The sequence below is a fragment of the Trichocoleus sp. DQ-U1 genome, assembly GCF_039961925.1.
GTDB lineage: Bacteria > Cyanobacteriota > Cyanobacteriia > Cyanobacteriales > FACHB-T130 > FACHB-T130.
Genome location: NZ_JAMPKB010000030.1, coordinates 1 through 22,123, shown reverse-complemented (window position 1 = coordinate 22,123; position 22,123 = coordinate 1). Strand labels below are relative to the sequence as shown.

Here is a 22,123-nt window from a genome sequence, read left to right as displayed (position 1 = left end):
TCATCATCTTTGCTTAACCTGTAGATTACCAAAGCCTTACCTTTACCTAAACTTACAGAACTAGCATAAAGATCGGCAGGGGTAGCATTTTAATTTTGTAAATACGCTATCTTGTAGAGTTGGTTTTCATCTGCTCTAGTTCATTCCTACTTCCTGGCAGTAAATAAAACGACAATAACCGCCAGGAAAGAACATGCACCTAGCATTTTTGACAATTCTTCAGCGTCAGCTTTTTAAAGACTCAAAGATTCAGTATGTTTTCTCCAATGCATTCAACACGACGGGCTTTTCTCGTTCCCTTTATTGCCCTCTCACTCAGCGTGACTGCCTGTCAGTCGCCAAACACAACTCCTACCACCAGTCCAACGGCAGGAACCCCTGGTAGCGCTACTCCTGCGGCAGCAGGCGGTGGTGGCGGTGGCAACGTCTCCTTAACTGGTGCCGGTGCCAGTTTTCCAGCTCCTTTGTATCAGCGGTGGTTCTCGGAGTACAACAAGCAGAATCCCAACGTCCAAGTCAGCTATCAATCGGTTGGTAGCGGTGCTGGTGTGGAACAGTTCACCCAGGGAACTGTGGACTTTGGTGCCAGCGATACGGGGATGAAACAGGAGGAAATCACCAAGGTTAGCAAGGGTGCCGTGTTATTACCCATGACAGCAGGCAGCATTGTTCTAGCCTACAACCTGCCCGATGTCAAAGGTCTCAAGCTACCGCGTGCAGTTTACACCGATATCTTCTTGGGCAAAATCAAGAAGTGGAACGATCCCAGAATTGCCCAAGCCAATCCTGGGCTGAATTTACCAGACAGGGAGATTACTGTTATCCATCGCTCCGATGGTAGCGGTACTACAGCAGTCTTCACCAAACATCTGAGTGCGATTAGTCCGGCATGGAAAAGTGGTCCTGGCGACGGTAAAACGGTCAACTGGCCTGTCGGCGTGGGTGCCAAAGGCAACGAAGGTGTCACCGCTCAACTCCTGCAAAGTGATGGTGCCATCGGTTATGTCGAGTACGGCTACGCCAAGCAACAAAACATCCCTGTAGCGGCGCTGGAAAATAAAGCGGGCAAGTTTATTGAACCCTCCAGCGAAAGTGCGGCTAACACGCTAGCCGCAGTGACTCTGCCCGCAGACTTGCAAGTTTCTATCACCGACCCAACCGGCGAGAATTCTTACCCAATTGTCACCTATACCTGGGTCATGGCTTACAAAACTTATGAGAATCCTGACGAGGCAAAAGCCCTCAAGGATGTCTTGAAGTGGTCGTTAAATGAAGGACAAAAGTACAGTGAAGAGCTAGGATACGTGCCTCTTCCCCAGCCTGTTGTCGCCAAAGTTCAAGCAGCAGTGGATACCATCAAGCCGTAAGTTTCAGCGTTAGATATTGCCCGAATCGGCAAGAGGCTAATCCTTTCTGAACCAGAATGTTAGTCAAGTAGGCACTGCTTACCCTACTTGACTATGAAGACTTTACAATGAAGTTTTTGGGATTGGATAGTTAGAATCTAGAACTTCCAATCCTGAATTCGCCTAGCACTATATCGCCTACAAAAGTAAAAACTTGGCAAAATTCAGAGATTCCCGGTAGACGTATACCTAGCTCTTGATATAAGATTAAAGGCTGTGACTTTTTGGCGAAACCAATGAACGCTCAGGAAATCATCCGCTCGATTGAAGCGGAGCATCTGAAAAAAGAGTTGCCCATTATCCATGTGGGCGACACCGTTAAGGTTGGGGTAATTATCCAGGAAGGCGGTAAAGAACGGACGCAGCCCTATGAAGGCGTCGTCATTGCCAAGGGCGGGAGCAGCATTAACTGTACGATTACCGTGCGGCGGGTATTCCAGGGAGTAGGCGTTGAGCGGGTATTTCTGCTCCATTCTCCCCGAGTTGAAAGCATCAAGATTATTCGTCGGGGTAAGGTGCGTCGTGCTAAACTATACTATCTGCGCGATCGCGTCGGGAAAGCCACTCGCGTTAAACAACGCTTTGACCGTAGCCTGTAGTCCAATTTGGACAAGGCTATTCCCGATTGACGCCGCTAGGGGTTAAACTTAAATAGAGAAAAGTTCAGCCTCTCGCTCTCAAATCCACCTGTGCGCTCTTAGTTCAGTTGGTAGAACGCAGGTCTCCAAAACCTGATGTCGGGGGTTCAAGTCCTCCAGGGCGCGCTCTCATCACAAAACAGGACTGAGAACTGAAGAGTGTTCGCGAAGTAGCGCAACAGCGCCAACTAAGTGAAAACATAGAGGGACTCAGAACTTAGGCATCAAAGCTCTGCCCGAAAGCATTCCTGTGGTTGCATAGTCAGCCTCAAAAACGTTTACTTTCGGGTAGACTTGTGTTGTGTAGGTGGTTCATCAGTATTGCCTAAGTCAGGTGCTAGACCCAACGATTGCATCGGTATCTGCGTAGATTGGCAGCACATTAGGCTGTACACAGCTAAAAGCGGTAGAAATGAACTGCTCAAGAGCTGTATTAACGGGAGAGATATTGTGGCAAAGAAAAACGAAGCCGAGAGCGAAGCAAAAACAACTGGGTTTAATATATCAACCTTTTTTCAGGAAACCAAAGACGAACTGAATAAAGTCGTCTGGCCCAGTCGGCAGCAATTGCTCAGCGAATCTGCTGCTGTGCTGTTAATGGTAACTCTTTCGGCAGTTTTAATTTATCTGGTTGATGGTTTCTTTGCTTGGGCAGCAAAGCAGGTGTTCGGATGAGTTTTGCAACCGACAATCCACAGGATTTCAATCAACTTGAAGACACGTCAGATGGCTCGGTAAAATCCCGCTGGTACGCCGTTCAGGTGGCATCTGGATGTGAAAAGCGTGTCAAGACAAACTTAGAACAGCGGATTCAAACTCTTGATGTTCGCGATCGCATTCTCCAGGTGGAAATTCCTCAAACTCGCACCCTGAAAATGCTCAAAGATGGCACTCGCAAGGAGTCGGAAGAAAAAGTCTTTCCCGGCTACGTGCTAGTCCGGATGCGGCTAACTCCTGGGGCAGATGGTGAATTGGAGATGGACGATGAAGCTTGGCAGGTTGTCAAGAACACCCCAAACGTGATTAACTTTGTCGGTGCAGAACAGAAACGCCGTTACGGACGGGGACGCGGACACGTTAAACCCTTGCCGCTGAGTTTTTCAGAAGTCGAACGTATCTTTAAACAAGCTACCGAGCAAGAGCCAGTAGTGAAAACTCATCTGGCTACAGGAGATAAAATTATTGTCCTTTCTGGTGCGTTTAAAGATTTTGAAGGCGAGGTCATTGAAGTCAGCCCAGAAAGAAGCAAGCTGAAGGCGTCACTATCCATTTTTGGACGCAATACGCCGGTAGAATTGGAGTTTAATCAGGTTCAGAAACAAAGCTAAATAGTTAAGATGGCAAAGAAAGTTGTTGCAATCATCAAGCTAGCTCTTAATGCGGGCAAAGCTAACCCTGCCCCGCCAGTGGGACCAGCACTCGGTCAGCACGGGGTCAATATTATGGCGTTCTGTAAAGAATACAACGCCAAAACAGCGGATCAAGCTGGGATGGTAATTCCGGCAGAAATCTCAGTCTATGAAGACCGCAGTTTTACCTTTGTTCTTAAAACACCACCGGCATCCGTTCTGATTCGTAAGGCAGCTGGCATTGAGCGAGGCTCCAACGAACCAAACCGGAAAAAAGTGGCGTCAATTTCAAAGGCACAGTTGCAAGAAATTGCTCAAACTAAAATGCCGGATCTCAATGCCAACGACATTGATGCGGCAATGAAAATTGTGGAAGGAACTGCCCGGAATATGGGCGTTACTATTAACGAATAGCGATTCTTTGATTCGCTAATTGCAAGCAAGCGGAAAGCTGGCAACGTAAACCCAATCGGGGGAGAGGTAACATCTCGTTAGTGACCCCAGGAGAAAAATATGGCAAAGAAAGTATCCCGTAGGCTCCAAGAGCTGCAAAAGAAAGTCGAAGATCGACCCTACGAACCCACAGAGGCTCTCAACCTTTTAAAAGAGACAGCCACTGCTAAGTTTCCTGAATCTGCTGAGGCGCATATCCGCCTGGGAATCGATCCCAAATATACCGACCAACAGCTGCGAACAACCGTTGCTTTGCCCAAAGGAACTGGACAGACAATTCGAGTTGCCGTAATCGCCAGAGGGGAAAAGGTACAAGAAGCTAGCAATGCCGGTGCTGATATTGCCGGTTCCGAAGAGCTGATTGACCAAATCCAAAAAGGCATGATGGATTTTGACCTGCTGCTGGCGACACCGGATATGATGCCCCAGGTAGCAAAACTGGGACGTTTGCTCGGACCCCGTGGCTTGATGCCCAATCCCAAAGGTGGGACGGTGACATTCGATCTGGTGCAGGCGATCGCTGAATTTAAAGCCGGTAAGTTAGAATTCAGAGCTGACCGTACTGGGATCGTCCACGTTTTGTTTGGCAAGGCTGCCTTCCCAACTCAAGATTTGCTCGTGAATCTTAAGGCGTTACAGGAAACGATTGACCGTAACCGTCCTTCTGGAGCCAAGGGTCGCTACTGGCGCACAGTGTACATATCTGCGACAATGGGGCCATCGATTGAAATTGACATCAACGCCCTGCGCGATCTAAAGCTGACTGAAGCTGCCTAAGATTCAGCCCTGTAGGGGCAAGGGTTTCCCACCCTTACAGGAGCAATCGATTGAGTAAACAACAGGAGCAAGATTTAAAGTTTTCAGCCCAATTAACTGAATAGCACGCGCCGGAGACAGCAGGAGCTAATGGCTTAATTTCCTGCCTAGGTTTGCGACTTTACCGCATTAAGGTCAATCTTCTCGCCACACGCAACATGGCAGAAACTGCACCAAAAATGCGAACTCTGAAAAGGGTTCCTTGGGATATTGCGTAACCCCGGCTCAACCGCTGGGGTTTTTAATTGGGCTTTTTTAGGTTTGGCATTCTGCATTTTCTAAAGGAGGTGAAAGATACATGGGTAGAACGCCGGAAGATAAACGGGCGATGGTCGCTGAAATCAAAGAAACTTTAAATGTAGCTCAGCTGGCAATCGTCATCGATTACCAGGGGTTATCAGTTTCGGAGATTATGGACTTGCGGCGGCGGCTGCGTCCCAGCGGCACCGTTTGCAAGGTAAGCAAGAACAAGCTGATGGGAATTGCCATTGAGGGTGATTCCAACTGGCAACCGATGTCAGAATTCCTTAAAGGTTCTTCTGCTTTCTTGCTAGTCAAGGACGATTTGAGCGGCGCAATTAAGGCTTACCAAGACTTCCAAAAAGCCACTAAGAAGACAGAACTTCGTGGTGGTGTAATGGAAGGTCGAGCTTTGAGCCAAGCTGACATCAAAGCGCTGGGAGATTTGCCTTCCAAGGAACAACTCATGGCGCAAATTGCTGGAGCTATCAATGGCTTGGCAACCAAGATTGCTGTGGCTATCAACGAAGTTCCAGCTTCGCTGGCAAGAGGACTACAAGCGGTCTCCGAGCAGCAGCAAGAAGGTGGCAACGGCGAAAGCGATGCAACTGCTACTGCCTCAGCGTCTGAGGAATAAATTGGCGGCTACAGGTACAAAGTCTGCCGATGAAGGCAGCTACCTAAACGCCTAAAGAATGGATTCGCGGCTACACAAACAAAGCCTGCCTAGGCAGGCTGTAACAAAAATAACGTTACTGGAGTTTTGAAATGTCTGCTACAACTGACCAAATTCTCGATCAACTAAAATCACTGACTCTGCTGGAAGCTTCTGAACTCGTTAAGCAGATTGAAGAGGCTTTCGGCGTTAGTGCTGCTGCCCCTGCTGGTGGAATGATGATGATGGCGGCTCCTGGTGCTGCTGCTGCTGCGGAACCAGTTGAAGAGCAAACTGCGTTTGACGTGATTCTGGAAGATGTCCCAGCTGATAAGAAGATTGCCATTCTTAAGGTAGTCCGCACCATCACGGGTCTGGGTCTGAAAGAAGCTAAGGACTTGGTAGAATCCACTCCCAAGCCAGTTAAAGAAGGCGCTGCCAAAGAAGAAGCTGCTGATATCAAGAAGCAGTTGGAAGAAGCTGGTGCGAAGGTAGCAGTTAAGTAAAAGGCTAATGGCTAATGGTTTTTTTCAATGAGCCATTAGCCATTCAGTAGGCGGCATTAATTATTTGTAGGATGGGTTAGCGATCGCGTAACTCATGCAGATTTGGGGTTTCCTGGCGTTTTTCCAACTAACCTACGAAAATCTACGAAAATCTTCAATTTAATTGCATCCGCCTACTTAGCAAAAAATCACCGAATAGAAATGAAGTAATTTCCTGAAGCTAAACAGGAATTACGATTCAGGAGTCTAAAGAAGGCTCCTTTTTTTTTGAGGTGATTTTTTAGGTAATCTAATCCCTCTTTTGTTCCTAGGGGGAATTCCGGGCGACCATGCGATCGAAGACTAAACGAGACATTTTGGGAAAAATTGTCTTATTTTGGGCGTAAGCGGCATCGTCACCAAAGACTGTCAAAATATAAACGGTGCTACCATCTCTGGTTGCGACGAATGCCGCTTCTTGGCGCGAAAAAGAAGTCCAACCCGCCTTTGAGTAAAAATCAATATCCACATCAGACAAAGCCTCGCCAAAAAATTCCTGGATGGGGTTGAAGTCACCCCAGGTTTTTGACTCTAGTGTCCTCATTTCTGGACGCAAATCTCTTCTCAGCCATCCGCACATTTTTTCGCTGGCAGTTGAGGAAACAGCCTGTCCAGTTCCACACATTTCGTACAGGAGTCTAGCTGCCTGATCGGTTGTTATCTTATTCCGAATGGGGTCTTTGGGATCGCCTCGCATTTGCAAATCAATCTCTAGAGGCTCTGGAAGCCTTAGGTAGGGGATTGGATAAGTTTTTTGGCTAATATTAATGTCTTTGTAGCCTGCTTCTCTAAAAAAATGATTAACTTGTTGACGCTTATCTAGCCATATTTTAAACTCTTCATCATTTTCTATTTTCGGTCTAGATTGCGTATCGGTTAACAGGTCAAGAATGACGCTAGCTGCCTCGTTATCAGACTCCTCGATCATTTTGGACACATATAAAGAAAATGCACCTTCGTCTGCCCAAATCCCGTTTTCTATCTGAGCATATAGAGCCACCATCCAAAATATTTTGATGACGCTAGCTGGATATCTCAAAGTATCTTGTTTATATCCGGCAATTTCACCTGTTTTAACGTTGATTAAGGTAATAGATAAAGGCTTTGTGGGTAAGTCTTTCTCAGTCGCCAATTTCACAACATCATCAACAATTTCTTCCAAATCTTGACTCTGCTTAAAGTTCGGCGGAGTCTTGACATTGTAGGTAAGTTGTGAGGGATTGCGTCCGGGGAGGCGAGATGGAAGAGGTAATAATGCAGTTTTAGCCCAAGGGGGAAGTACCGGCAAGGTAGAACTGAGTGGTTTGGATACGACTGCTGGACGCTGAGTTAACAACCGATTTAACGTTAATCCACAAGTTGTAAAGATTGTAGCGGAGGCGATCGCTAAAGCCGCAAATCGCAGCAGTCGCACCCGTCTCTTGACTTGATGGGCACGAGCTGCACGTCTGGCTTTAAATTTGGCAATTTGTTGGGCACGTTTATTCGGTTTTGGTTGTGGTTGCTGACCCACGAGCTGCACCTTATGGTTTTTAAGTTTTCCTGATTTCTCGTTTTAAATAATTTTCAAGGAACTGCACGGGGAGTTATTGAATTTCTCTGATCGTTTTGTATTCAAGGATTTTCCATTTGCTGTCTACTGATTGCAAAGTGTATCGCACCAACCGAGTTTTGAAGTCAGTTTCGTTGGGGTCGATATTACCGTTTTTATAGAGAGTACGTTCTTCAGTTACCCTGATTTCGATAGTTGCGCGATCGCCATCTACGGTAAATTTTTCAATATCTCCAACTTTTTGAACGCCGTACTGGTAGTAAGCATTGTTATTCTCTAGCCAAGCCATTGAGCCGCCCTCTCCAACGGTATTCTCATAGAGTTGTCCCGTGGTCAGTTCGGCAGCAAGTTCGCGATTAAAGGGGGGAGCGAATATTTCTCGCTTACTGTTTACCCACCGATTAATTAACGCGACTGCTTCTTGTTGAGCTTGCTGAGGGTTTTCTATATTGGGAGAACGGTTAGCAAAAAAACTTGGTAACTTTCCAGTTGTGAATAAAATACCACCCAGAATTACTACCCCGATCGCACTGCCTAAAATCACAGCCTTCTGCCAATCTCTTGAATCGGAGATGGTTCTGGTGGCAACAGGTTGGGAGGATGAAACCGCAGCGGTTTGTAAAGAAGCAACTTCAGGAGGGTAAGAAGGCACCGTGGATGGCTGATAGGTGTTTTCTGGAGGTGGAGAAACGACTGGCAGAGGAACGTAAGGAACCGTGGGGGGAATTGGAGAGACTGGAGTTTCTAAAGCATGAAGCATTTCTTGAACATTCGTATAGCGATCGCTCGGATGAGACTGAATCGCCTTATCCAGCACCGCCAGCAAACTGGCGCTAACATTCAAAGTGTACTGATGCCACAGAATCTCGCCGCTGTCACGATCGATATTTAAGGATTGAGGGAGTTTTCCGGTCAGTAGATAAATCGCCGTCAAACCCAAACTATACAAGTCACTCGAAAAAAGTGGGCGTCCGATTGCCTGCTCGCTAGGCATAAATCCAGGCGTTCCAATTACAATTGAGCTGATGGTACGCCCCTCAGAATTGACGATGGTGCCCATCGTTTCTTTCACCGCCCCGAAATCAATTAAGACGGGTTTGGTATCCCGTTTTCGCACAATCACGTTGGCTGGCTTAATATCTCGATGGACAATCCCTTTGTGATGCACGTAATCTAGGACAGGTAATAGATTTACCAAAATTTCCCGCACCGAACTCTCGCTGAGAGATCCCTGCTGTTGCACCATTTGAGCCAGCGTTTCCCCCTCAATCCATTCCTGAACTAGGTAGAACTGATCGCCAGCCGCAAAGTAAGCATACAGCCGGGGAATCTGGTAATTGCCTTCGCCCAACTCTTCTAAGATGGCGGCTTCGCGTTGGAATCGATCTTTAATTAGCTGGTACTGGGGATTATTCGTCACCGGCTTGAGTCGCTTGATCGCGCACCGGCGACCCGAAGGCATATGGATATCTTCTGCCAGAAAGGTTTCGCCAAACCCACCAGCGCCCAGCGTCTGAATTATGCGATAGCGATTGTCCAACAGCGTTGGCATCATTGGCCTTCACCGCGTAAGGTTTTCTTTAGAAGATAACATCAGGTATTCAGGACATTTCTAGCAGTTTCAGCAAAATTTACCAATAGTTAAAGAAGGATAAAGAAGGAGAAACCTCGGAAAGGTTTCATTTTCCTAAAAAAAGTTACCCACTTTTAGAGAATGCAATGACCACCCAGCCAGGGCAGCGGACTGTTATCAGCACCAATCCCTATTTGGTGCTAAATAATCAGGGGCAGATTTTACCACCCTTGGAACTGACAGCAGACCGACACATACTGGGACGCGATCGCGCTTTCGCCGATTTGATTGTTCCAGATAATTGGCGCGTCATTTCGGCTTGCCAAGCCGTCTTCCGCAAAGATGGGGATGACTATTACATTTATGACGGCGATGGTCGCAAACCCAGCACCAATAAATTGTTTGTAGATCACCGATTGATTACGCCTACAGAAGGCTATCTTCTGGAAAACGGCATCGAAATTCAAATTGGTCAAAATCCCCAAAACTTCATTCAGCTAAGGTATTTCAACCCCTCCAGCGCCAAAATGCTGACGCCACCGCGTCCTGTCTCGCTGAAAAATCGGTCGGTGGAAATCGGACGCGACGCCAATGCCACGATGCAGTTAGATTCGCCCATCGTTTCTCGACGTCACGCCACGATTGATACGGACTCTCAAGGGCGGTACATTCTGCAAGATCGCAGTACCAACGGCGTTTTTGTAAACGGGCAACGGGTAACGGGTTCTGCGGTTCTGGCACAAGGGGCAACTATTCGCATTGGGTCATTTACCCTGGTGCTACGCGGCGACAATCTGGTGGTACTCGACCAGGGCAATCAAATTCGCCTGGATGCTGAGGAATTGGTCATCGAACGGCGTCTGGATGACATTTCCCTGGCGATTGAACCGGGACAATTTGTGGCTTTGGTGGGGGGAAGCGGAACGGGTAAATCTACGTTGCTGAAGACTTTATTGGGGATTGAAAAGACGAAGAAGGGTGCGGTGTATCTTAATGGCGACAATTTGCAGAAAAACTTTAATCTATACCGCACGCAAATTGGTTATGTGCCGCAAGATGATATTTTGCACCGAGATTTAACGGTGGTAGAAGTGTTAACTTATGCGGCGGCGCTGCGACTCCCGCCGGATACGGATGTGTCACAGGTGGTGCAAAAAACTCTGGCGGATATTGAAATGTGCGATCGCCAGGATGCCTTAATCAAACATCTCAGCGGCGGTCAGCGCAAGCGAGTCAGCATTGGGGTAGAACTTTTAGCCGATCCGAAGTTATTTTTCTTGGACGAACCGACTTCAGGACTCGATCCCGGTTTGGATAAGAAGATGATGCAGATGTTGCGGAGATTAGCGGATCGAGGACGGACGATTATTTTAGTCACTCATGCAACGGCGAATATCAAAATGTGCGATCGCGTGGCTTTTCTCGGACGCGGTGGGCGACTTTGTTACTATGGCATCCCGGAGGACGCACTGAAATTTTTTGGGGTAACAACGGATAACTTTGCTGATATTTACACGCAACTGGATCGGGATAAAGACGAAGACACCGAAGCCATTGTCCAACAATACGCGCATCAGTTTCGGCAATCACCCGATTATCAACACTACGTCGCTAATTCCCTCGGTGCTGGCAGTCATACGCCACAAAACGCCAGTTCTCCCCCCCAGAAAACCAGTATCTCTCCTTTAAAGCAATTGGCTTTGCTGAGTGGGCGCTACTTGAAGATGATAAGACGCGATCGCATCTATCTCGCCTTATCTCTTCTAACTTCTCCCATCGGTATCGCCTTGATTCCCCTAGCAATTGGTGGGAAAAACCCTCTCATTCTTAGTAGAGAATCCGATCCTGCCCTTGCACCTTTAGCGCTGCGAGTATTATTTGTATTTACCTGCGCTGCGATTTGGGTCGGACTTTCCAGTTCTTTGCAAGAAATTGTCAAAGAATCTGCGATTTACCTGCGAGAAAGATTGGTAAATTTAGGGTTAATCCCTTATCTTGCTTCAAAAACATTTGTTCTTTCCGCGCTAGCCTTATTGCAAACCTTGCTGATTTCAGCAGTAATTCTGATTGGTTTCAAATCTCCGCAACCTGAATTGATACCTTGGTCTTTAGGATTCGCAGTAAATACCTTTTTGACGCTTGTTACTAGCATGAGTTTAGGCTTACTGGTTTCATCCCTTGCCAAAAATAGCAGTCAAGCGAATAGTGCTTTACCTTTACTTTTGCTACCTCAAATTATCTTTTCCGGGGTTTTATTTAAGATAGAAGGAATTGCCAGTAAAATTTCCTGGTTGATGTTAAGTCGGTGGTCGATTGGTGGTTACGGTTCTTTGGTCAATGTCAATGCAATGGTTCCCGATCCGATATTTTTACCGAATGGTACGCTTGCGCCGATGCCGTTTGATAAAACGCCAATTTACGATCCAACGTGGCAGAATTTAGGGTTAAATTGGGGTATTTTGTTGCTGCACGCGGCAGTTTATTTAACAGTTACTTTTTGGGTACAGAAGCGGAAGGATATATTTTAGTTTCTAACCCGTTCACCCGCCAGCGATTGAAGCAGCACACTTTAAGCCAAAGTTCACTAAGATAGTAGACTGAAAAGCACGATTTAGAAACCCATGTAGGTGAGGCTGAGGGACAAAACCTAACAAATGTTTGTAAACTACAACTATTAGCATTGTCCCAAAGCGGACGATAAAAATACTAACATTTCCTAGCAGCAGACACATTGTAATCGTGCATATCTGCTTCCCAAATACTGATGTAAATAACATCACAATCTTGCCTGACAATCATGCCTTTTAAAGAGCCTTGAGTAAAACGGTAAGAACTCAAGCGACGCTGTTGCACTTTTTGGAGTCCATCTTTAATGTAATTATCGGCTCCACCTTTTAATAATCCATCCAAAGTAGTCTCCATGACTTGAGGATCTACTGTTGGGTAAAAGGAGGCTTCAGTTTGGCGAAGACGACCGGAATTGCGATCGAATAAGTAGCCAAGATCGATCTGATTTGGCACTACGTTGTAGATGACAGCGCGGGTTTTCCAAGCGCCACTTACATCTCTGTCTGGGTTGCCGAGGGATGCTTGGATAGTGCTTCTTGATGTACCGACGGGAAATGTGGGAACGCTCGAAACTGGACGATTTGGATTCGGGTTATTGTTTTGGGATATGGGTGCAGGTTCGCGAGTTCGCGCGGGTTCAGGCGATCGCGCGGGTTCAGGTGTTGCAGATTGAACGGGTGCAGGTTCTTCTGGAGTTTGCGCTGGTTCGGGTTCGGGCGATCGCTCCGATTGTGGACTAGGAGATTCAGCAATAACTGGCGGCGTCGCTTCGTCCTGTCTGGTCGGTGAATTTTCCGGTGATGGTTCAGGCGATGTCTCTAGGGGACGATTTCTTTCAGGGGTTCGTTCTGTTTCTCTGGTGGTTGGTTGTGATGTTGATGGGGAAGATGACGTGACGGAAGACGGTTGCCCAAAATTCTTGAAAAGTTGGGTAAGACCGACAATAGCGCCCACCAAAACAATTGCACCCACAATGCCGATTAGCAGAGGATTCCATCGCCGTCCTTGACCAACTACAGGCGCAGGGTTTTGAGGGGTATACGGCGAATTGACGGGTGCAGGCGAAACGTTCCTCCCACCACCCGGAGATACCGCAACGGTTGCCATATTAGACACTCCAGCACCCCCAGCAGAAGCCACCGTTGGAGTTGCACCCGATTGTAAAGCATCGAGCATTTCTCTGGAAGTGGAATAGCGATCGCGCGGATGCGACTGAATCGCCTTATCCAAGACAGCAACAAAACCCGGACTAACATTCGCTGCGGACTGATGCCACAAAATCTCCCCCGTTCGCGGATCGGTTGGTAAATCTTGCGGTAGTTTCCCCGTGAGTAGATAAATCGCCGTCAGCGCCAAACTATATATGTCGCTGGCGAAGACGGGTTGCCCGACTCCCTGTTCCGGCGGCATAAATCCCGGCGTGCCAATTACAATCGAGGCGGGAGCATTCCCTGGATGCACCGCCGCACCCATACTTTCCTTAACGGCACCAAAATCAATCAATACCGGCTTCCCATCCCGTTGCCGGATAATAATATTGTCCGGTTTGATATCCCGGTGAATGATGCCCTTGCTGTGGATATAATCCAAGACGGGCAGCAGACTGACAAGTATCTCCTTAACTTGACTTTCAGGCACTAACCCCTGAGTTTGCACCTTTTTGGTCAGGGTTTGCCCTTCAATCAATTCCTGCACCAGGTGAAACTGCCCAGCTTCCGAAAAGTAGGCGTACAACTTGGGAATTTGATCGCTACCTTCACCCATCGCCTCTAAAATAGCCGCTTCCCGTTGGAATCGATCTTGCGCCATCTGGAACATCTGGGGATTGTTTGCCATTGGCTTGAGCTGTTTAATTACGCAGCGACGCCGTGACGGCATATGAGTATCTTCTGCCAGAAAGGTGTTACCAAATCCACCACTTCCCAGCGTCTGGATAATGCGATAGCGATTGTTCAACAGGTGTGGATTCATGGGATGTTAGGGCGGTCGGGGTTGCTTGGTGCAAGGATTGTAGAAGACTTGCGATTATCGCGTCCTTACTTCAGGTCTAGTAAGCCACTTTCTTTTAATTTTGGATTAAAGCGCAGTTCTTCTTGAACTCCACGGGTTTTGAGCTGCTGAAAAATTTCTTCTTCAACGCGCCTTGCTACATTTTTTAACAGCTTCCCTTGCCCGACTTCATCCATCGCTGGACTTGTCAATTTAGTTTGTTCCTCAGCGGTCATGGCTCGTTTTGCATCAATCGGATCGTTCCATGCAGCTTGTTCGGAACCATTACCGGGAGGGACGGCACCATTTTCTTCAATCCAGGCATTCCGAATGCTTTCTAGCAGGGTACGGTTCGGGCGATCGCTCGTGTGTGCTTTTAGCCAATAGCAGCGTTCGTGTTGACGTACCAAATATTGCTTGAGACTGAGATTGATATCGCGGGAATAGTTGATCAGTTGCAACACTTTCTCTCGATCGAATATTGCGTATACGCCAATTTTTCCCTGAAATTTCTCTGGTAAATGTCCGGTTTCGTCGAGGTAAGGGATATATTCTAGGCTGGCAAGAGATGGAATATCGCTTTCAGAAGTCATCGGTATTTTTTGAGTTATTTATTTGACTTTTTGATAATCTCACAGAGGTGGCTCGAACAAATTCCGGAAAAAATATTGCTCTTGAATTTATCCCTAAATTTAGATTTAGGCTTAAACTCAGAGGTTCTTCCTTTAGGTGCCATCTTACTGCCAAAAAAGCGCTAAAAAATAATTAACCTTATCTCTACACTTCTGCGCTCACGCTTCACAAGCTTAGTGAAGGATAATGCACCTTCACTATCTTAAAGCGTCTGGAGCAGCGAACGTTGCCGCGCTAACAAGAATTAAATGATTAAGCTATAATAATCAATTTTTTTAATCTGAATGAATCCTTATGCCAATGGGGATGACACAGTTGCTCTATCCGGCAGAAGATTGGAATTATTAGAATAAATAGTAAGTATGGCTACCAGGGAGATTGGCAGAATTGAATACGCAAGGCAAATGGATCTGTGATGGTGTACCGAAAAACAACAATCAACAGTACCCAAGCAATGAAGCCCATCCACCCCAGGAAAATCACGGGCCAGACTGTATTGTTTGTGGCTTGCCTAGAGAGGCAATGAATCCTCAGAAAAGCCAGAAAACGGTCATTTCTAAACCGCCCGGTTCTAAGCCTTCACTTCTGCTGCCAATCCTGATTCTGCTGGGGATTCTGGCGGCTCTAGCGGGGGGATTTGGGTTGTATAAACTGACACAGGGGAATAAACAATCGGCAATCGTGGCGTCTCCTGAGACTCAATCTCCCACCGCTAGCGACAATGCACCCACGGAAACTGCCGATCCGCAAGCGATCGCAAGCGATACCGCTGATAATGCCGAGTTGATCAGTCAAGGCGAGAAAATCCTGTTAAAGGATGCAACAAATTCCCAAAAAACAGCCGCCGCAGTCGCGTTTGCCCAGAAAAATTGGGAGGAAGCGATCGCGCAATATCAACAAGCGGTTAGCGTCAACCCCAACGATCCCGAAAGCAAGATTTACCTGAATAACGCCAAAGCCAAAAAAGCCGGGAATCCCCTGACAATGGCAGTCGTGGTTCCCATCACCCCTAGTCCGGACACGGCGAAGGAAGTTCTCCGGGGTGTGGGACAAGCGCAAGACGAGTTTAACCAGTCTCCGGCGACACCCGGACGCTTGTTAGAAGTCGTAATTGTCAACGATGTTGACCCGGTAAAAGCAGTTTCCTTGGCGCAAGACCTTACCAAGTCACCGAATATTTTAGGCGTTTTGGGACATGGGGTAGATAATGGCTCTCAGCAAGCGATTGCCATGTACGAACAAGCTGGATTAACCGTCCTTTCTCCCATCAGCACTAGCATTACTCCCGGTTCTGGCGGTCAGTCTACCTTGCAAACCATCCCCCTCGCCAAAAAAGCCAACGAGTTGCTGGGTACTTATCTGCAAACCGTCGGCACCACCTTAGCAAAATATACCGCTGCAAAGTCCTCCGCGCCGTCTGTGGTGGTTTTTTATAACGCCGATAGTCCTTACAGTCAGCAATTAAAGCAGCAGTTCACCACCGCATTATCTAAAGTAAACGGCAAAGTTGTGAAAGAAGTAGATGTTACGGGTGCCAATTTCAATGCTGCTACTGAGATTCAGAATGCAACTGCGGCGGGGGCAAAAATAGGTTTCTTGGCACTCAGTAAGAATAAAGTAGATCGAGCCGTTGCTATTGCCAAAGCGAATCCCACTGGGACGCAAGGGTTACAGTTAATTGGCGGAGATGAACTGTATAACCCAACAATTCTCACCTCTGGCGGCGACGCGATTAAAGGCATTGTGCTGGCAGTTCCCTGGAGTTCTCAACCTAACGATCCTTTCGCCAACCAAGCTGCCACGATTTGGAAAGGACGTGTCAGCTGGCGCACCGCTACCGCTTATGATGCGACGAAAGCTTTAACGTCTGCTTTTAGCCAAAATCCCTCTCGTTCGGGGGTATCTCAACTTCTGAACCAGGGAGTGCCCATTAGCGGTACTGCTACGGATTTTAATGTTCTCAATGAAGTTCCGCTTGTGCAAGCCGCGCCTGGTTCTAATGGTCCGCCGGGATCTAAGTATGAATTTAACCCGATTTAGAAGAGAACGAACCGCCAAGGACGCAGAGGACGCAGAGGGAAGAGAGGAGAGAGAGGAGTTTTTGGGTTGATTGCAGTCCGGAGTCGGTAGTGAAAGGGCTGTAGTTTATAGTTTGTTTTTGCTTGTCATGAGTCGTTGTTGTTGATGACTCATGACTCATGACCAATTTACAACAGGGTTCTCTAAGTGAGTCGTTCTCGTCGCGGTTTGTGGTTGTATCCGTTATTCCAGATTCCGTTGATGTTGCTGGGAGCGTGTATAGTCGTGACGGCACTCATCTGGCTGTTAGGATTAGGTAGACCGCCAGTAGCAGTTGCGATCGCTCTCGACCTCAGCAGCAGCACTTACAGTACGGAATTTAACGCCCCAGGTACGGTGATGGATCGGGAAGTCGCAGCGGTGCGGTCGTATTTGCAACAAAACGCCCAGCAGTTGAGAAACAAAAACCAGATACAGGTTTTGGGATTTGGGGGAGTCGTGCGATCGCTTACGGGTGATTTTAAAACAGACAGTCAACAAGTGGACGCCGAATTAACTCAAGCTTTGGCAAATCCCGATCTCCCTCAACTGGTCGCGAACAATACGACAGATATTAACTTAGCAATTCAAAAAGGTACGGAAGCACTCGGCACTATTGGGCAAAAGCGCTGTCGAGAATTACTGTTAGTTACCGATGGCGGTGCTAACGTGTCACCAGCCATCATCACCGATGCCAGGAATCGTAAAGTTAGAATTAATACAGTTGTGATAGGGGAAGGCTCTCCAGAATTGCAAGCCGCAGCTTTAGCTACTGGCGGTATTTATCTGTCTGGCGAACAGAATAATCTAGAAATGCTCTTCACCGACACATTTTTTACCCGTTTCAACAGTAACCTTAAATGGCTTATTCTGGGGCTAGGGGCGACATGGATTGCTTTAATGTGGACGCTAATTTTACCCCTGGATCGGTGGTTATTTCAAGGTTTAATTGGTTTTAATCGGTCACTTTCTGGTCAATTATCCTTAAGTAATGCTCTATTTTGGAGTGTTTTGACACCTTTAATTGTTTGGCAGCTATTTAATTTATTGGATATCGTTGTTAAATGTTAGGTGAGATTTTTAAAACCCAGAGGTACGCAAATAAAATCTTCTCTTTGCGTACCTCTGCGCTTACCTTTGCGCTCCTTTGCGTTAAAAATTCTAAAATATAGCTACTAGGAGAAAATCTTATGGCAGTAGAAGAGAAAAGCATGGTTCCCACTGTATTAGTGGGTATCGGAGGCACCGGGCATGAAGTGTTGTCACGAGTACGCCGCTTAGTAGAAGAAACTTATGGCAGTTTGCAAAATTTCCCCCTAATCAGCTTTTTAATTATTGATACAGATAGAGAGTACAAAGTCAATAATCCTGCCGCCGCTGGTTCTCCCTTCAAAGACAACGAAAAATATTGGGCAAGTGTTGCTGGTAGTGAAGTCAAAAAAATTATGTCGGATATGGGAAACTATCCCTGGATAGAGAGTTGGTTTCCTACCGAATTAGAGCGAAATATTGGGGCAATTGAAGTTGGTGCAGGACAAATTCGCAGTTATGGGCGATTTGCTTTTTATTGCAATTACCACAAACTTCAAAGACGGTTTAATGAAGCTGCTGATGCCGTCAAAGGACACGAAACCTTTATGCGCGATCGCTATGGCATTAAGGTAGATACAACAGGTTTAAATGTCTTTGTGACGGGTTCTCTATCCGGTGGGACTGGTAGCGGAATGCTGATTGATATCGGCTATTGCGTCCGCCATTGGTTGCGGGGGCAAGGGAGTCCGCTGGTGACGGCAATTGTGCCGATGCCGACAGCGTTCGCCAGTATTAATGTAGGCGATCGCGTTCTCGCTAACGGTTACGCTGCTTTGATGGAATTGAGCTATTTTTCTGATTATAGAACAGAATATATTGCCCAATTTAGCAGTGGTTTAGTGGATGAAATTCGCAGTAAATCTGCGCCTTTTGATTTTACTTATCTGGTTGGAACAAAAAACGGGGAAAGTGAATTTACTCTCGACCAAATTCGAGAGATGATTTCCCAAAATATCTTTCTTGATTTAACCTCTGATTTTGCGCCGTATAAACGTTCGATTCGAGATAATATCAAAGGAGCTTGGGCGCAAGCAGATCCTGGGGGACGCGGTTATCCTAAAAATTTCATGAGTTTTGGGTTATCTACGGTAGAAATTCCAATAGCTCAAATTCGCACTTCTTTATCAGATAGACTTGCCGCTGATTTTATTCGCTGGTGGCTGAATGAATCGGTACAGTTGCCACCGAATGTATTAGAGATGGTGCAAAGTGACCTGAAACGGATGCGCCTTACAGAAGGGGAACTGATTGCAGATTTAGCGGCGGCTGGTGACAGATCATATATAACCGAAATCTCCGCTTGGGTAAACTCTATCCGCAATGAAATTGCTACGGATAATAAGTTGCAATGTACCCAGCAAGGCGTAAATATTGTTGGTTCAGAAAAGGGCAAAATTCTCCAGTTTTTAGACTACCTCCAGCCAAAAGTTGAAGAATATAAAGCTAATCATTTGCGGAAATTAAGCCCGGATGAGCGATTGCACGGTGACTTCTTGCAAAAGATGTACGATAACCGCAACCGCATCGTGCAACAAGGGCGAAAAGCCTTAGACGAAGAGTTTTATCGGATTATTGAGGATCGCACGAGAGGGCCAAAGTTTGCCGATGCTTTCGTGACGGCGGTGCGTCAAGTTTTTGAAAATGCCGCCGAAAAGTTTCGTCGGGAATCAGAAAAAATTTGGCAACCTAAGGAAACGGAACGACAGAGAGATTACGAAAAGGCGCTGCAAGATATTACTGAGTTTAAGAATAAGTTTGCCCTTACCAAGCACGCAGATATGGAAAAATCCTGCGAGTTAGCGCTAACGGGTTTAGAAGGTAGCTTGGTGGCGACAATTCAAACTCAAGCGAGATATCTAGGTTTAGAAGTCATTACCAGAATGCTAGAACATCTGGATGAATTAAACCGCCGTTTGGCACGATTAAATCAAAAGTTGAAGCAAACTCGCGATAATTTCCAGCAAAAAGCGGATCGACAAGCGGATAGTGCCGACGCTTTGATTGTGAATGGGATTAAGCTTTATAACCGCGAAGAACTCAATGAATTATATCGGGATTTAATTGAGCAACAAGCAGGTGCCAGTGAAGGTTCTAAGAGCCGCTACGAGTTGGGAATTGATGGCATTTGTAGCAATTTGTCAGTTCAGGTTCTCGCAGAAGCAAGTCCGCTGTGGAAGCGTAACCGTGCGGCGGGTGAGTTGATGCGACTATTTGATGTGCCGAATTTAGCGGATGTGCAGGAGAATGACTTTAAAGAAATTATTAGCGATCGCGCTAAATTAGTCGTGATGAATGCGCCGGAAAGTAGCCGCTTGAAGCGGGAATTAGCAGCTTGCGATCGCTTATTCAAAGTCTTCAACAACGACGAAGCCGAAATCCGCAACCGCATCGGCACTGCTTACAGCAAATCGAAGCCGCTGATTTTACTCTCTGACGCCGTTCTCAAGCGTCAAGACGCAGGCTTTACCCCCGCACTCAATGCCAAAGTTGCCCTGGTTGGCGGACGCAACAGCAGCGATCCAGCGGCAATTAAGCTCATCCCGATTCTACGGGAGAGAGTTGGCAGCAATGAAGGGATTACACCGCTGGGAGAAGCTGAACGTCACCGGATTGTCTTTGTACAAGAAATTGGTGGTTTTTCCTTGCGTTGCATTGAGGGAATGCCGGAGTTGCAGCAATCTTATCAAGATTGGAAAGGACAATCGATTCAGGCAAAACGGGCGCAACTTAAAGGTGAAAGCAAAGAACCGCCGATTCCCGTTCACATTCAAAAAGAGCCGCCGTTTTGGGATATCTTTCCAGAAAATCCAGATATTTTCCGCCTGGTTGTGCAAGCAAGGGCGTTACAAGTGCTGCGAATAGAGGAAAATCGCCTCACCAAAGAAAAGGTAATTCGCTACACCCGACAAACCGTAATTGGTTTGGAAAATGTCGATATCGCCTCCAGTTGGGAAGAAGCGGTGCAAGTGCTGCAAGTATTGGCGTGTCGCCCGGATAAAGAAGAAATTCAGCGTCAGGTAACGGCAAAATTAACCCAAGCTGACACGGTGCAGAAAAAACAAGCTCTGTATCACCAACTGAAAGTATATCTGGATCGGCGTGCCGTCGAACTAGAAAAAGAAGGCGCAACTGATAGCTTAAATTACAAGCGCGAAGCAAGAGTGATTCAGGAGATGATTGAAGCTTTTAAGCTTTATTCACCGGGTAGTCAACCTGTTGATTCTCCTGTTACAACTCAGCCAATTGGGGTTGCTTCAAATCATTCTCCGGCTCAAGAGACTCGCACTCACGTTTTCTGTACTAACTGTGGAAATCAGAACCCAGCGAACTCAAAGTTCTGTTCTAAATGCGGCACTAAATTAGTGCAACTGAGCTAACATCAATTTTCATTTTCTGGCTTTGTCTGGGAATGGCTATTTATCAGGCTGTATCTTGTTGATTGAAATGAGGTACAGCCTTCGGAGAGATAAAACTACTCTTGATTAATTTTCCTAAATTTAGATTATTAATAAGTATTTTTCAATAAACGTGCGCCATCACGAAGTAACCAATCAAGCCAAATTTTGAGGATTTGACTTCCTTCTGGATTAAGAGACCCGCTAAGAGATTCAATAGCTTTATCACGATGATCGAGAGCTAAGTTCATTAACCTAGTTCGCACCTTCATTTCATCCAGTAATTTGCATATCTGAATTCTGTCAAATTCTTTTTCATGACACAGTTTTTCTAACAGATGTGCATTAGAGTGATTGATAGTTAGACCTAAAAGAATAGGGAAGCTCAGCTTTTCTATTTCTAGACTATTTTCAGTAATGGGAAACCAAAGTGCTTCAATATCATCCAGAATTTGAGTCATCCAGCCCAGATGAGCGCCACAGTTGGAACATAGGGCAATAGCATTTGACTCAGAACAAGCAATACGAGCGCCGACAACCGCAGCAAATTCGTACGCAGCTACGGTTTTAAGTTTAACTATTTCCTGATATTCAGGCAAACTGTTTATACGCTTATTTATATCAAAGTCTTGCCCTTGGCATACTTGCAGGAATGAGCAGAAATAATTATTTAAAAGCCCTTTTACCATATCAGATGAAAGAGAGGAACGCCAAAGTTCGCGAGTTGCAATGGTATTTAGCGCCATTGCATAATTCACCGACCGACCGACTCCAATAGATTCATAAAGTGCATCTGGATTATCCTTGTCAGCACAATCATCAATAATCCTCAGCGACCCATCAATTAGGACTACAGCAGCTGCAACATGTATCAATTCATCGAGCTTTCCCCCAACCGCTTTGCCAGTCGCAATCGGTAATAATGCTATCGGGTTAAGTGGATCTGGAAGGATAGAATCTATTAAAGTTTCTAGTTCAGACCAGCTTCCTTTAGACATCGCTACAGCCTGGTTCCGGATGCGAACAAGCGTGTCAATTAAATTAACCGAAAGCTCATTCATTAAATTTTCTATTATCTAGGTTTAAGGACTACCCACATTTTTGCAAGTGTAATTTCTCTTCTACTAATATCTCTAAGCCTTCTGAATCTTTGTAGCTGGG

17 protein-coding genes, 1 tRNA gene and 1 other annotated feature are annotated in these 22,123 nt (G+C 46.4%); of the genes, 13 read left to right on the top strand and 5 right to left on the bottom strand.

The genetic code is table 11. The features are described from left to right. The first annotated feature begins 254 nt into the window (after window positions 1-254). From pstS to rplL, 9 genes are all read left to right on the top strand, one after another. Window positions 255-1,367, top strand: a complete 1,113-nt coding sequence (pstS, locus tag NDI34_RS14495; RefSeq protein ID WP_190531942.1) for a phosphate ABC transporter substrate-binding protein PstS — start codon at window positions 255-257, stop codon at window positions 1,365-1,367. Window positions 1,368-1,642: 275 nt separating this feature from the next. Then, window positions 1,643-2,005: a 50S ribosomal protein L19 gene (gene rplS / locus NDI34_RS14490; protein WP_190415198.1), complete on the top strand. Its 363-nt coding sequence runs from the start codon at window positions 1,643-1,645 to the stop codon at window positions 2,003-2,005. Between the two features lie 92 nt (window positions 2,006-2,097). After that, a tRNA-Trp gene (locus tag NDI34_RS14485) sits at window positions 2,098-2,170 on the top strand. Window positions 2,171-2,494: 324 nt separating this feature from the next. Next, complete coding sequence (gene secE, locus NDI34_RS14480; protein WP_190415197.1) at window positions 2,495-2,719, top strand: preprotein translocase subunit SecE; 225 nt, start codon at window positions 2,495-2,497, stop codon at window positions 2,717-2,719. Continuing rightward, window positions 2,716-3,372 carry a transcription termination/antitermination protein NusG gene (gene nusG, locus NDI34_RS14475; protein ID WP_190415196.1) on the top strand — a complete coding sequence of 219 codons (657 nt, stop codon included), beginning with the start codon at window positions 2,716-2,718 and terminating at the stop codon, window positions 3,370-3,372. Before secE ends, nusG begins: the two co-directional genes overlap by 4 nt. 9 nt (window positions 3,373-3,381) lie before the next feature. Next, complete coding sequence (gene rplK / locus NDI34_RS14470; RefSeq protein WP_190415195.1) at window positions 3,382-3,807, top strand: 50S ribosomal protein L11; 426 nt, start codon at window positions 3,382-3,384, stop codon at window positions 3,805-3,807. A 99-nt stretch (window positions 3,808-3,906) separates the two neighbouring features. Beyond that, window positions 3,907-4,623, top strand: a complete 717-nt coding sequence (gene rplA / locus NDI34_RS14465) for a 50S ribosomal protein L1 (RefSeq protein WP_190415194.1) — start codon at window positions 3,907-3,909, stop codon at window positions 4,621-4,623. Between the two features lie 92 nt (window positions 4,624-4,715). Next, window positions 4,716-4,915: a sequence feature (ribosomal protein L10 leader region), on the top strand. Window positions 4,916-4,960: 45 nt separating this feature from the next. After that, window positions 4,961-5,539 carry a 50S ribosomal protein L10 gene (rplJ, locus tag NDI34_RS14460; RefSeq protein WP_190415193.1) on the top strand — a complete coding sequence of 193 codons (579 nt, stop codon included), beginning with the start codon at window positions 4,961-4,963 and terminating at the stop codon, window positions 5,537-5,539. 131 nt (window positions 5,540-5,670) lie between these two features. Next, window positions 5,671-6,063 (top strand): 50S ribosomal protein L7/L12, encoded by a 393-nt coding sequence (rplL, locus tag NDI34_RS14455; RefSeq protein ID WP_190415192.1) that lies wholly within the window; start codon window positions 5,671-5,673, stop codon window positions 6,061-6,063. Between the two features lie 307 nt (window positions 6,064-6,370). Here the strand turns inward: rplL and NDI34_RS14450 are convergent, their stop codons facing one another. Then, entirely contained in the window at window positions 6,371-7,615 is a 1,245-nt protein-coding gene (locus NDI34_RS14450) for a serine hydrolase (RefSeq protein WP_348232999.1), read from the bottom strand. A 73-nt stretch (window positions 7,616-7,688) separates the two neighbouring features. After that, a complete protein-coding gene (locus NDI34_RS14445; RefSeq protein WP_348232998.1) occupies window positions 7,689-9,209 on the bottom strand; it encodes an IMS domain-containing protein in 1,521 nt (506 codons plus the stop codon). Between the two features lie 164 nt (window positions 9,210-9,373). Between NDI34_RS14445 and NDI34_RS14440 the strand changes: the two genes are divergently transcribed. Beyond that, on the top strand, window positions 9,374-11,755 hold the full coding sequence (locus tag NDI34_RS14440; protein ID WP_348232997.1) for an ATP-binding cassette domain-containing protein: 2,382 nt from the start codon (window positions 9,374-9,376) through the stop codon (window positions 11,753-11,755). Between the two features lie 178 nt (window positions 11,756-11,933). On the opposite strand, the gene NDI34_RS14435 is transcribed toward NDI34_RS14440, so the two are convergent. Beyond that, entirely contained in the window at window positions 11,934-13,766 is a 1,833-nt protein-coding gene (locus tag NDI34_RS14435; RefSeq protein WP_348232996.1) for a protein kinase, read from the bottom strand. Between the two features lie 65 nt (window positions 13,767-13,831). Next, the gene (locus NDI34_RS14430) at window positions 13,832-14,377 is read right to left on the bottom strand and encodes a GIY-YIG nuclease family protein (RefSeq protein WP_348232995.1); all 546 of its coding nucleotides are present in this window, start codon (window positions 14,375-14,377) and stop codon (window positions 13,832-13,834) included. A 427-nt stretch (window positions 14,378-14,804) separates the two neighbouring features. Between NDI34_RS14430 and NDI34_RS14425 the strand changes: the two genes are divergently transcribed. From NDI34_RS14425 to NDI34_RS14415, 3 genes are all read left to right on the top strand, one after another. Then, window positions 14,805-16,457, top strand: a complete 1,653-nt coding sequence (locus NDI34_RS14425) for an ABC transporter substrate-binding protein (protein WP_348232994.1) — start codon at window positions 14,805-14,807, stop codon at window positions 16,455-16,457. A gap of 186 nt (window positions 16,458-16,643) precedes the next feature. Further along, complete coding sequence (locus NDI34_RS14420) at window positions 16,644-17,546, top strand: VWA domain-containing protein (RefSeq protein ID WP_190534332.1); 903 nt, start codon at window positions 16,644-16,646, stop codon at window positions 17,544-17,546. 119 nt (window positions 17,547-17,665) lie between these two features. Continuing rightward, window positions 17,666-20,944, top strand: a complete 3,279-nt coding sequence (locus NDI34_RS14415) for a tubulin-like doman-containing protein (protein WP_348232993.1) — start codon at window positions 17,666-17,668, stop codon at window positions 20,942-20,944. 128 nt (window positions 20,945-21,072) lie between these two features. Here NDI34_RS14415 and NDI34_RS14410 read toward each other — a convergent pair whose 3' ends face one another. Next, complete coding sequence (locus NDI34_RS14410) at window positions 21,073-22,023, bottom strand: polyprenyl synthetase family protein (RefSeq protein ID WP_348232992.1); 951 nt, start codon at window positions 22,021-22,023, stop codon at window positions 21,073-21,075. Window positions 22,024-22,123 lie beyond the last annotated feature (100 nt).